The organism is Arthrobacter sp. JCM 19049 (genome assembly GCF_001310435.1).
Window position 1 is genome coordinate 1 of record NZ_BAXF01000035.1, and the last position, 13,025, is coordinate 13,025.

The following is a 13,025-nucleotide window of genomic DNA, read 5'->3' on the forward strand; positions in this document are numbered from 1 at the left end:
CCCACGCCCTCGCCCGCGGCGCAGGACGAGGACCGGGTGGTGAAGATCAGTGCGGTGCGCCGCGCGACGGCCAAGGCGATGGTCGACTCCGCCTTCAGCGCCCCGCACGTCACCGAGTTCTTGACCGTGGATGTCACAGCGAGCCTTGAACTGATCGAGCAGCTCAAGCAGCACCCGAGCCTGCGGGGGAAGCACGTGAACTTCACGACCCTGCTGGCGCTGGTCAGCACCCGGCTGCTGGCCACCCACCGCTCCATCAACGCCAGTTGGGATGGGGAGAACGGCAGATCATCGAACGCGGCTCGGTGAACCTGGGGATGGCGGTGTCCACCGACCGGGGACTGCTGGTTCCGGTGGTGCCAGCCGCGCAGCGGTCTGTCACTGGGCGAGCTGGCCGAGGCGCTGTCGGGCATCATCGAACAGGGCCGGGCCGGGACGCTATCCCCGGCGCAGCTCAGCGGCGGTACGTTCTCACTCACGAACGTGGGAGTCTTCGGCGTGGATGCCGGAACACCCATCTTGCCGCCGGGTCAAGCGGCAATCCTCGCCGCGGGGCAGATCAAGCGCCGTCCGTGGGAGTACCGGGACGAGCTGGCGCTGCGCCACACGACCACGCTAGCGCTGTCCTTCGACCACCGGCTGATCGACGGCAAGGAGGGCAGCCAGTTCCTCGCGGACCTCGGAGGGGTGCTGGAAAATCCGGGGCTGATCAACCTTTTCAGATAATCGTGGGACCGTGAGGCTGCCACCATTTTCCCATGTGTGCATATCAGGCGGATAACAATCCGCAAAATATGTGAATGTTCATTAGTTGTTTCGGAATGTTTGCTGTAACGTCTTTCACTAGTGCTGCGGCTCACTAGTGCCGTGGCACACAGACTGTTCGTTGTAGCGAACTGCAACTCAAAGTTGAGGAGAAATAGGATGCGATACTCGCAGGCATCCAAGGCGCTGGCGCTGTCCGCGGCTTGGCGCTAACCCTAACCGCTTGCGGTGGTGGCTCGTCCGACGAAGGTGGCAACGGATCCGCTGAGGGCGGCGGCGACACCTCGAAGGTCATTAGCGCTAATACCACCGAACCGCAGAACGGCCTGCTGCCGGCCAACACCAACGAAGTTGGTGGCGGCCGCATCATGGACATGATCTTCACCGGCCTGGTCAGCTACGACGCTGACGGCAAGGTCGTCAACGAGATCGCCGAGTCGATCGAGACCGAGGACTCGCAGAACTACACCATCAAGATCAAGGAAGGCCAGACCTTCTCCGATGGTTCCCCGGTGACCGCGGCATCCTTCGTCGACGCCTGGAACTTTGGCGCCGCAGCGAAGAACGCGCAGCTGAACTCCTACTTCTTCGAGTCCATCAAGGGCTACGACGAGGTCATCAAGAAGGACGCGAAGACCGACGAGATGGAAGGGCTGAAGGTTGTGGACGACCACACCTTCACCGTGGAACTGAGCCAGCCGGAGTCCGACTTCCCGCTGCGCCTGGGCTACACCGCCTTCTACCCGCTGCCGGAGGCCGCGTATGACGACCCGAAGGCCTTCGGTGAGAAGCCGGTTGGCAACGGCCCGTACAAGCTGACCGAGTGGAACCACGACGTCAACCTGAAGCTGGAGCCGAACGAGAGCTACGACGGTCCGCGCAAGGCGCAGAACGCCGGCATCGACTTCAAGGTCTACCAGTCCACCGAGTCGGCCTACCAGGACCTGCTGTCGAACAACCTCGACGTGCTGGACCAGGTGCCGCCAAGCGCATTGGCGCAGTTCCAGGATGACCTCGGGGACCGTTCGGTCAACTCGCCGTACGCCGGCAACGCGACCATCACCATCCCGAACTACATCGACCACTTTGGCCAGGACGAGGAAGGCAACCTGCGTCGCCAGGCGATTTCCCGCGCGATCGACCGCCAGCAGATCATCGACAAGATCTACTTCGGCAACAAGGTCATCGCCAAGGAATTCACCGCCCCGGTCCTGGAAGGCTACTCGGACTCGATTCCGGGCAGCGAGGTGCTGGAGTTCAACGTGGACGAAGCCAAGAAGCTGTGGGAGGAAGCGAACAAGATCAATGAATGGTCTGGCGCTTCGCTGTCCATCGGTTACAACGTCGACGGTGCCGGCAACAAGGAATACGTTGAGGCCGTGGTGAACCAGATCAAGAACAACCTGGGCATCGACGCCACTCCGGAGCCGTTCACCTCCTTCAAGGCCCTGCGTGACAAGGTCACCGCCAAGGACATGAAGGGCGGCTTCCGCACCGGCTGGCAGGCCGACTACCCGTCGCTGTACAACTTCCTCGGAGCCCTGTACGGCACCGGCGCCGGCTCGAACGACGGCGACTACTCCTCGAAGGAATTCGACCAGAAGCTCTCGGAGGGCTTGGCTGCCAAGACCCCCGAGGACGGCGCGAAGATCTTCAACGAAGCCCAGGAGATCCTGTTCAAGGACCTGCCGGCCATCCCGCTGTGGTACCAGGCAGTCCAGGGCGGCTGGAGCGACAACGTCTCCAACGTCGAATTCGGGTGGAACGGCGTGCCGCTCTACTACGAGATCACCGGCAAGTAATTTGCGAGTGGCCTGAGCCGTGGAAGCGGTTCGGGTGCTTGTGCACGGCGAAGGGAGACCCTCCTGCGTGTGGGTCTCCCTTTGACGTGTCACTTCACCAAGCTTGCGCGTCCGGCAATATCCGACGGAAATGAGGAAAGACAATGGCCCAGTGCCCTACCGCATCATGGAGTGAGACCCAGCATGATTACATTTACGCTACGAAGGTTCCTGCAGCTGATACCGGTGTTCCTCGGTGCCACCCTGCTGGTCTACTTCCTGGTCTTCGCGACCCTGGTGACCCCATCCAGGCGCTGTCCGGCGGTAAGCCGATGTCCCCGGCGGTAGAGTCCGCCCTGCGCGCCCAGTACAACCTGGACAAGCCGTTCTGGGTGCAGTATGCCCTGTACCTCAAGAGCCTGGTGACCTTCGACTTGGGCACCACCTTCTCCGGCCAGGAAGTGCGCGACGTGCTGGCCCGGGCCTTCCCGGTCACCGCGCGCCTGGCCGTGATGGCCCTGGCCATCGAATCGGTCTTTGGCATCATCTTCGGCGTCATCGCCGGGATGCGCAAGGGCAAGATCTTCGACTCCACCGTGCTGATCGCCTCGCTGATCGTGATCGCCGTGCCGACCTTCGTGCTGGGCTTCGTGCTGCAGTACGTGGTGGGCGTGCAACTGCAGTGGGCCAAGCCAACCGTTTCCGGGGGCGCGCGCTGGGATGAGCTGATCCTGCCGGCCGTGGTGCTGGGCCTGGTGTCCTTCGCCTACGTGCTGCGCCTGACCCGTACCTCGATCATTGAGAACAAGCAGGCCGACTACGTGCGCACCGCCACCGCCAAGGGGCTGAGCCGCAACCGCGTGATCACCGTGCACATCCTGCGCAACTCGCTGATCCCAGTGGTCACCTACCTGGCGCCGACCTCGGTGCCTGATGGGCGGCGCGATCGTCACCGAGGGCATCTTCAACGTGCCCGGGGTGGGCCACCTGCTCTACCAGGCGATCCAGAAGGGCGAAACGCCCACCGTGGTGGCCGTGGTCGGGGTGCTGGTGATCGTGTTCGTGCTCGCCAACCTGATCGTTGACCTGCTCTACGCCCTGCTTGACCCGAGGATCCGTTATGCCTGAGAACATCACACCAACTAATGCCTCCGGCGGCATGGAACCCAACCGCCGGGCCGGGAAGGTCTCCAAGTACCACATCCCGCACTACGTCGCCCCGCTGGACGAAACGCCGCTGAAGGCCGTGGACGCGGTGGAGGAAACCAGCAAGCCGCTGTCCATGTGGGCCGAGGCCTGGCGTTCGCTGCGCAAGCAGCCGCTGTTCATCATCTCGGTCATCATGATTTTGGCGGTGCTGTTCGTCGCCGCGCTGCCCGGGGTGCTCACCGGCAACGACCCGCTGCAGTGCGATCTGATGAACTCCAACTCCCCGGCCACCGAAGGTCACCCCATGGGCTTCAACTTCCAGGGCTGCGACATCTACTCCCGCGTCATCTACGGCACCCGGGCCTCCCTGCTGGTGGGCGTGATGACCACGATCTTCGTGGTGATCATCGGTGGTTCCATTGGCGCGCTGGCCGGCTACTACGGTGGCTGGCTGGATGCGGTCTTGGCCCGCATCGGTGACATCTTCTTCGCCCTGCCGCTGATCCTGGGCGCCATCATCGTGATGCAGCTGCCGGCGTTCCGCGAGAACAAGAGCGTGTGGACGGTGATCGTGACCTTGACGATCTTCGGCTGGCCGCAGGTGGCCCGCATCGCCCGCGGTGCGGTTATCGAATCGCGCGCGGCCGACTACGTGAAGGCCTCCCGGGCCCTGGGCCTGTCCAAGTTCAGCGCCCTGGTCAAGCACGTGATCCCGAACTCGCTGGCCCCGATCATCGTGATCGCGACCGTGAACCTAGGAATCTACATCGTGGCCGAGGCGACGCTGTCCTTCCTGGGCATTGGCCTGCCGCCGGACGTGATGAGCTGGGGTAACGATATCGCCGCAGCCCAGACCCAGCTGCGCAACAACCCGTGGGTGCTGTTCTGGCCCGCACTGTTCCTCTCCGCCACCGTGCTCAGCTTCATCATGCTCGGCGATGCCGTGCGTGATGCGCTGGATCCCAAGTCCCGGAAGGGGCCTAGTCATGGCTGAGACCCAAACTCCGCAGCCGCTGCTGGAAATCAAGGACCTGGCCATCACCTTCTCCACCCCGGACGGGCCGGTGCACGCGGTACGCGATGCCAACCTGACCGTCATGCCGGGGGAGACCGTGGCAATCGTGGGCGAGTCCGGTTCGGGCAAGTCCACCACCGCGCTGTCGGCCATCGGCCTGCTGCCGGGCAACGGCAAGGTCTCCTCGGGGCAGATCCTCTTCGATGGGGAGGACATTGCCCAGGCCAGCGAGAAGCGCTTCGTGCAGCTGCGCGGCAACCAGATCGGCATGGTCCCGCAGGACCCGATGAGCAACCTGAACCCGGTGTGGAAGATCGGCTTCCAGGTGCGCGAGACGCTCAAGGCCAACGGCCTGGCCGGGAAGAACCCGAAGGAACGGGTCTCCCAAGTGCTGGCCGACGCCGGGCTGCCGGACCCGGAAACCCGTGCCGGGCAGTACCCGCACGAGTTCTCCGGCGGCATGCGCCAGCGTGCCTGATCGCCATTGGCCTGGCCTGCCGTCCGCGGCTGCTGATCGCCGATGAACCGACCAGCGCGCTGGACGTGACCGTGCAGCAGCAGATCCTGGATCACCTGGACACCATGACCAGCGAACTGGGCACCGCGGTGCTGCTGATCACCCACGACCTGGGCCTGGCCGCCGAACGCGCCGAGAAGGTCGTGGTGATGTACAAGGGGCGGGTGGTTGAATCCGGCCCGGCCCTGGAGCTGCTGCGCAATCCGCAGCACCCGTACACCAAGCGCCTGATCGCCAAGGCCCCATCCCTGGCCAGCCAGCGGGTGGACCCCTCCGAGGGGGCGGGAGCCAAGGCGAAGGATGAGCTGCTGAAGATCACGGACCTGACCAAGGTCTTCGATATCCGCCGCGGTTTTGGGCGCAAGGACAAGTTCACCGCGGTGGACAAGGTCTCCTTCTCGATCCCACGCGGCACCACCACCGCAGTGGTGGGCGAATCCGGGTCGGGCAAGTCCACCATCGCCCAGATGGTGCTGAACCTGCTGGAGCCGACCAGCGGGGAGATCGAATTCGACGGTGAGAAGATGGGCAAGCTCAGCGAGAAGGAACTGTTCAAGTTCCGTCGCCGGGTCCAGCCCATCTTCCAGGACCCCTACGGGTCCCTGGACCCGATGTTCTCGATCTACCGCACCATCGAGGAACCGTTGCGCATCCACGGGATCGGCAACTCGGCCAGCCGGCAGAAGCGGGTGAAGGAACTGCTGGACCAGGTCTCGATGCCGGCCTCGACCATGCACCGCTTCCCGAATGAGCTCTCCGGCGGCCAGCGCCAGCGCATCGCCATCGCCCGTGCCCTGGCCCTGCAGCCGGAGATGATCGTGTGCGACGAGGCCGTCTCGGCCCTGGACGTGCTGGTCCAGGCCCAGGTGCTGGAGCTGCTCGATGAGCTGCAGCGCGAGCTGGGGCTGACCTACCTGTTCATTACCCACGACCTGGCGGTGGTGCGCCAGATCGCCGACCACGTCTGCGTCATGGAGCGCGGCAGATCGTTGAACAGGCACGGCCGATGACATCTTCAACGATGCCAAGACCGAGTACACCCGCAACCTGCTCGGCGCGATCCCGGGGGCGACCCTGATCTAGCCGCAGCCAGGGCCGCGGGCCCGCGGTGCGCGGGCTCCGTCACGAACAGGCGCCACCGATCCCATCTGGGATCGGCGGCGCCTGTTTTCGTCGTTCAAGACGCAAATTCAGGAAATGCTTCGGATTCTTACCTCCTGAAGCAGATGTTGCAAAAATGTTATAAAGCAATTCCTTGAGGTTGGGCGCATCCTAACGCGTTCCCATTGAATTTTCCCAATGTGAAAGAGTTCCTTGAGTTCTCGCGGATATGAGAGCCGCATCACGATACGGGTGGGTAACTATGGCGCATAACCCCTCGTTACGAGAGCTGGCTCACGCGGAATCTGAAGCGCTCTTTTTATATCCAAGGACCCAAAAACCCGCTAGTCTATTGCTCAACGGAATCCATCGTGTGATGTATTCCACATGGAACCGAGGGTTCTTCACCGTTTGCTCGATCATCTCAAGGAGGCGAAATGCGCTTTCAACGCGTTTCGAAGGCCGTAGCGCTGGGCGCTGCTTTGGCCTTTACCATGTCGGCCTGTGCACCGGTGGATCCGATGCACCGCAGGAAAGCGGGTCGGCGACCCAGAACGGCGGAGGCGGCGGCGACGCCAGCACCACCGGCCTGGCCGACCTGGGTGACATCACCACCAAGGACGACACCATCACCGTCAGCGTGGGTGCACCGGAGTTCATTAGCTACAACGGCTTCACTCCGCAGACCTACTCGACCTACAACTCGGCCATCACCGACCGCCTGGTCTCGGGCTTCTCCTACTTCGGCACCGATGGAAAGATCTACGCCAACGAGGACCTGGATCCTACGAGAAGGTCAGCGACGACCCGCTGACCATCGAGTACACCATCTCCGATGACGCCAAGTGGTCCGATGGCACCCCGATCACCACCGCGGACGCGGTGCTGGCCTGGGCCATCCAGAACCCGAACCTGAAGGACGGGGACAAGGCCCTGTTCGACTCGGTTTCCCAGGACCTGGGTGACACCGTCCCCAAGGGCCCTGAAGGCGAACCGGACAGCAAGAAGTTCACCGTGACCTTCAAGGCCCCGGATCCGGACTGGGAAATCCAGACCTGGATGGTCAGCCCGGCCCACGTGGTCGCCAAGCAGGGCGGCATGTCCACCGAGGAAATGGTGGAGGCCGTGCGCAACGGCGACGGCAAGGCGCTGAAGAAGGCCGCCGAGTTCTGGAACACCGGATGGAACACCGACCCGGGCAAGCTGCCCGACGAGGCACTGATCCCGTCCTCCGGCCCCTACAAGCTGGACAGCTGGCAGGCCGGTGAGTCGGTGACCTGGTGGCCAACGAGAACTACTACGGCACTCCGGCAGCGACCAAGAACATCACCTTCCGCTTCTCCGCCGACAACACCATGGTGCAGTCGCTGGAGAACCAGGACCTGAACGTCATTGCTCCGCAGCCCACCGTGGACACCCTGACCCAGCTGGAAGCCTTGGGGGATTCGGTAACCGTGTTGACGGGTGACACCTTGACCTGGGAGCACCTGGACTTCAACTTCCGTGATGGCAACGCGATGACCGATCCGGAACTGCGCAAGGCCTTCGCCATGTGTGTTCCGCGCCAGGAAATCGTGGACAACCTGATCAAGCCGCTGAACCCGGACGCCAAGGTGATGAACCTGCGCGAGGTCTTCCCCTTCCAGGAGAACTACCAGGAAGTGGTCGACGCAGCCTATGACGGCCGCTACGACGAGGTGGACGTTGACGGGGCCAAGAAGATCCTGGAGGACAACGACGCGGTGGGCACCAAGGTGCGCATCGGCTACTCCTCGCCGAACGAACGCCGCACCAACGAGGTGGCAGCGATCAAGTCCTCCTGTGACAAGGCGGGCTTCAAGGTCGAGGACGCCGGTGATCCGCAGTTCTTCGCCCCGGGCGGTACCCAGGAGCGTGGTGACTACGAGGTAGCACTGTTCGCCTGGGCCGGCTCCGGCCAGATCTCCTCGGGCCAGAACATCTACTCCACCGGCAAGCCGCAGAACTACGGCAAGTTCTCCAACAAGGAAGTTGACCAGGCTTGGGAGACCCTGGCCGGATCGCTGGACCCGGCCGTGCACCTGGAGCAGACCAAGAAGATCGAAAAGCTGCTGTGGGATGAGCTGTACGGTATCCCGCTGTTCGCCCACCCGGGTCTGAACGCCGCCAGCTCCGACATCGACAACGTCCGCTTCACCGCCACCCAGAGCGGCATTGTTTGGAACGCCGAACAGTGGGTGCGAGCAGAGTAGCAGTCCCCGGACCGCTAGCTGACTCCAACCGCTGAACGCCTGTGGGGCCCGACCCATCGGTCGGGCCCCACAGCATGCCCGCGGCCAGCCCACCGGCTGCCCACAGCGTTCACGGTGCCGTAGAGAGTAGGTAAACACACCGTGCTGAAATACATCCTCAAGCGACTGGCCTCCGCCCTGGGCGTGCTGCTGGGCGCCTCACTGCTGCTGTACATCCTGGTCATCAATTCCGGTGACCCCCTGGGCGATCTTCGGGAGTCCAACGCCGACAACCGCGAATTCCTCATGCAGCAGCGCATCGAGTACATGGAGCTGGACCAACCCTGGTACGGCCGGTACCTGGGCTGGCTTGCCGGTGCCTCCCGCTGCCTGATCGGGCAATGTGACCTGGGCCGGAACATCAACGGCATCGAGGTCTCCGGACTGCTGTCCAACGCCGCCTCCTCGACCCTGCGACTGGTGGTGCTGGCCACCATCATCGCGGCCATCGTCGGCATCGCCATCGGTGTGCTGACCGCGGTCCGCCAGTACTCGGGCCTGGACTACCTGGTCACCTTCCTGACCTTCCTCTTCTTCTCCCTGCCGGTCTTCTGGGCCGCGGTGCTGCTGAAGAACTACATGGCCATCGAATTCAACAACTGGATCGCCGCGCCCCACATCACGCTGGGCACCTCCATACTGATCGGCATCATCGCCGGTGTGATCCTGCAAATGCTGCTGGGCGGCTCGCTCAAGCGCCGGGGACTGACCCTGGTTATCACCGCCGTGTTCGTGCCGCTGATGCTGCAGTACTCCCTGTGGCTGAACTTCTACCGCTACCCGCAGATGGGGCCGGCGGTCATCGTGGTGCTCACCGGGCTGGTGGCGCTCAGCGCCACCGCCATGAGCGTGGGCCTGAAGGAACGCCGCGTCCTGTACCCGGCACTGATCACCACCGCCTGGTGCTGGTGATCTACTACGCCAGCTTCAACCTGCTGCTGGAACCCAACGTCTGGGTCCTGCTGCTGGGCCTGATCCTGGCCCTGGCCCTGCCGGCCGTCATTGGCCGGATGATGGGCGGGCGGCTGCGCAAGGCGGCGATGAGCGTCAGCATGCTGGTGGGCTTCACCGGTGCCGCACTGACCGTGATCGACACCTGTTCCGCGCCTGGCCGGGATTCATGAAGATCAAGTCCCGCCCCATTTCCACGATCGGCTCCTCGACTCCGAACCTGGAGGGCGGGTTCTGGGACCACTTCCTGGACAACGGTACCCAGCTGCTGCTGCCCACCATCCTGCTGGCGATCATTTCCCTGGCCAGCTACTCGCGCTACACCCGCTCCTCGATGCTTGAGGTGCAGCAGCAGGATTACATCCGCACCGCGCGCTCCAAGGGCCTGGCCGAACGCACCGTGATCTTCCGTCACGCCTTCCGCAACGCGCTGATCCCGATCGCCACCATCGCGGCCTTCGACTTCGCCGGACTGATCGGCGGCGCGGTGATCACCGAAACCGTGTTCGGCTGGAAGGGCATGGGCGAAATGTTCACCACCGGGCTGCGTGCCGTGGACCCGAACCCGGTGATGGCCTTCTTCCTGGTCACCGGCACCGCCGCGATCCTGTTCAACCTGCTGGCCGACATCGTCTACGCGCTGCTTGACCCGCGCATTCGCGTATAGGACGGATCAGATGGCAAAGCATAGAAATTCAGGGTGGGACACCGAAGGACACACCATGAGCAACACCAATGACACCGAGCGTCAGGGCTCCCTGCCGCGCGAACCGATGCCGGATGACGTGACCACCGGCGAGCAGCTGCATGGCAGCGAGCCCATTGAGGATCCGCTGGAGCAAAACCTCACCTCGATCGCCGAGGTGGAGGACGCCAAGCTCTCCCGCAACGACGAGCAGTCCAAGAGCCAGGGACGCATTGTCCTGGAACGCTTCATGCGCCACCGTCCGGCCATGATCTCCTCCGCGGTGCTGATCCTCATTACCGTCGTGGCGTTCACCTCCATCGGCTACGGACCGATTCCCGGCTGGTGGGGCCAGTCCTACCTGAATGCCGGAGAAGTCGTCAACGGCGGCAAGCCGACGATGAGCCTGCTGCCCACCTGGCTGGGTGGCTCCGGCATCCAGATCGGGGAGCACCCGTTCGGGCAGGATTCAATTGGCAAGGACTACTTCGCGCTGGTGATGAACGGGACCCAGAAGTCCATCATCATCGGCGTGGTGGTGGGCCTGGTCTCCACCTTCATCGGCTCGATCGTCGGCGCGATCGCCGGCTACTTCCGCGGGTGGGTCGATGAGGTGCTGATGCGCTTGACCGATCTGTTCATCGTGATCCCGCTGCTGGTGCTGGCCGCCGTGCTCGGCCAAATGGCCGGCGCCTCCTCCGGTTCGATCATCACCCTGGCCCTGGTGCTGGGCCTGGTGACCTGGACGGGCCTGGCCCGCCTGGTGCGCGGCGAGGTGCTCTCCTGCGGGAACGCGAGTACGTCGCCGCCGCCCAGGCCATGGGCTCCAAGACCGGCCGGGTGGTCTTCAAGCACCTGCTGCCCAACACCATCGGGGTGATCGTGGTCAACGCGACCTTCGCGATTGCCGGGGCGATCCTGCTTGAGTCCTCGTTGTCCTTCCTGGGCTTCGGGGTCAAGGCGCCCGAGTCCTCGCTGGGCCTGTTGATCAGCCAATACCAGAACGCGTTCACCTCCCGCCCGTGGCTGTTCTGGTGGCCGGGCATGATCATCGTGGCCATCGCATTGAGCGTGAACTTCCTCGGTGACGGGCTGCGCGACGCGTTCGACCCGCGCCAGACCTTTAGGGCACGCCGCCGCCGACTGTCGCTGACGATCCGGAAGGAGCAGGCATGAGCACCGAGACGAGCGAAAACTACGCACTGAGCTTCAAGGACCTGAAGGTCACCTTCGAAACCGAGAGCCGTGACGTGCATGCGGTGAAGGGCTGAGCCTTGAGGTGCGTCCCGGGGAAGTGGTGGCGCTGGTCGGCGAGTCCGGTTCGGGCAAGTCGGTCACCTCCACCGCCGCCATGGGCTGCTGCCGGGCAACGCGAACGTGAGCGGAGCGGCCCGGGTGGCAACGTCAACGTGGTGGGCCTGGACCAGGGGCGGATCCGCAAGATGCGCGCCACCGACATCGCCATGGTCTTCCAGGAGCCGATGACGGCCCTGAACCCGGTGCTCACCGTTGAGCGCCAGTTGACCGAGGCGCTGGAACTGCACGGAATCGCCTACGGCAAAGAGGCGACCGCCCGGGCGGTGGAACTGCTGAGCATGGTGGGGATCCCGGACCCCGAACGCCGTATCCGCCAGTACCCGCACCAGTTCTCCGGCGGCCAGCGCCAGCGCATCGTCATCGCCATGGCGATTTCCTGCGACCCGAAGGTGATCATCGCCGACGAGCCGACCACGGCGCTGGATGTGACCGTGCAGGCCGAAATCCTGGACTTGCTGCGCGAACTGAAGGACCGGCTGAACACCGGCATCCTGCTGATCACCCACAACATGGGCGTGGTCGCGGACATGGCCGACCGGGTCGCGGTGATGTTCCAGGGAAACCTGGTGGAAACCGGGACCGTGCACCAGGTGCTGCTCAGCCCCCGCCACGAATACACGCAACGGCTGCTGGCCGCCGTGCCCAAGCTGCGCGAATTCTCGCTGAACGGTACCGGCGCGCACGCGGCGGAAACCCACGCCAGCCAGGGCGCCCAACCCGGGCGGGAACTGGTGCTGGAGGCCAAGGACCTGGTCCTGGAGTACGACATGCGCGGCACCAAGTACCGGGCGGTGGAGGGGGTTTCCTTCGACATCGCCAAGGGTGAGGTGCTGGGCATCGTGGGGGAGTCCGGTTCGGGCAAATCCACGGTGGCCAAGGCGGTGCTCGGCCTGCTGCCGGTCGCCGAGGGCAGCCTGCTGGTGCAGGGCAACAACCTGCCCAAGCTCTCCCCGCGCCAGGCCCGGGAGGTGCGCAAGTCCATTGGGGTGATCTTCCAGGACCCGGCCGCCTCCCTGAACCCGCGCTTCCCGATCGGTGAGTGCATCACCGAGCCGATGGTGGTGCACAAGGTGGGGAACAAGGCCTCGCGGATCAAGCGCGCCCAGGAGCTGCTGGACGCGGTGAAGCTGCCGCGCAACGTGATCAACCGCTACCCGCACGAGCTCTCCGGAGGGCAGCGCCAGCGCATCTGCATCGCCCGGGCGCTGACGCTCAGCCCGCAGCTGCTGATCGCGGACGAGCCGACCAGTGCGCTGGACGTCTCGGTACAGGCCGTGGTGCTGGAGATGCTGCAGGATCTGCAGCGCGACTTCAACTTCGCCTGCCTGTTCGTCAGCCACGACCTGGCGGTGGTGGACATGCTGGCCGATTCGGTGGTGGTCATGCAAAACGGCAAGGCGGTGGAGCAGGGCCGGGTCACCGATGTGCTGCACGCCCCGCAGCATGACTACACCCGCCGCCTGTTGGCCGCGGC

Annotated in this window: 4 protein-coding genes and 7 pseudogenes; all 11 read left to right on the forward strand. The window is 64.2% G+C overall.

Translation table 11 applies throughout. The features are described 5' to 3' along the window. Positions 1 to 78: 78 nt before the first annotated feature. Positions 79 to 314 (forward strand): annotated as a pseudogene (locus tag JCM19049_RS03300) (2-oxo acid dehydrogenase subunit E2); the annotation flags it as partial. Positions 315 to 381: 67 nt separating this feature from the next. Beyond that, complete coding sequence (locus JCM19049_RS03305; protein ID WP_279402372.1) at positions 382 to 726, forward strand: 2-oxo acid dehydrogenase subunit E2; 345 nt, start codon at positions 382 to 384, stop codon at positions 724 to 726. Between the two features lie 242 nt (positions 727 to 968). Continuing rightward, positions 969 to 2,567 (forward strand): ABC transporter substrate-binding protein, encoded by a 1,599-nt coding sequence (locus JCM19049_RS03310; protein WP_306420663.1) that lies wholly within the window; start codon positions 969 to 971, stop codon positions 2,565 to 2,567. A gap of 183 nt (positions 2,568 to 2,750) precedes the next feature. Beyond that, a pseudogene (locus JCM19049_RS03315) lies at positions 2,751 to 3,674 on the forward strand (ABC transporter permease). A 31-nt stretch (positions 3,675 to 3,705) separates the two neighbouring features. Further along, positions 3,706 to 4,689: an ABC transporter permease gene (locus tag JCM19049_RS03320; RefSeq protein WP_054820799.1), complete on the forward strand. Its 984-nt coding sequence runs from the start codon at positions 3,706 to 3,708 to the stop codon at positions 4,687 to 4,689. Further along, positions 4,682 to 6,310, forward strand: a pseudogene (locus JCM19049_RS03325) (ABC transporter ATP-binding protein). Before JCM19049_RS03320 ends, JCM19049_RS03325 begins: the two are co-directional and overlap by 8 nt. Before the next feature lie 394 nt (positions 6,311 to 6,704). Continuing rightward, positions 6,705 to 7,142 carry a hypothetical protein gene (locus JCM19049_RS22150; RefSeq protein WP_306420664.1) on the forward strand — a complete coding sequence of 146 codons (438 nt, stop codon included), beginning with the start codon at positions 6,705 to 6,707 and terminating at the stop codon, positions 7,140 to 7,142. 14 nt (positions 7,143 to 7,156) lie between these two features. Continuing rightward, a pseudogene (locus JCM19049_RS03330) lies at positions 7,157 to 8,559 on the forward strand (ABC transporter substrate-binding protein). 141 nt (positions 8,560 to 8,700) lie between these two features. Then, positions 8,701 to 10,216 (forward strand): annotated as a pseudogene (locus tag JCM19049_RS23095) (ABC transporter permease). Between the two features lie 106 nt (positions 10,217 to 10,322). Next, positions 10,323 to 11,410: pseudogene (locus tag JCM19049_RS03340) on the forward strand (ABC transporter permease). Continuing rightward, positions 11,407 to 13,025: pseudogene (locus JCM19049_RS03345) on the forward strand (ABC transporter ATP-binding protein); the annotation flags it as partial. The pseudogenes JCM19049_RS03340 and JCM19049_RS03345, both read left to right, overlap by 4 nt.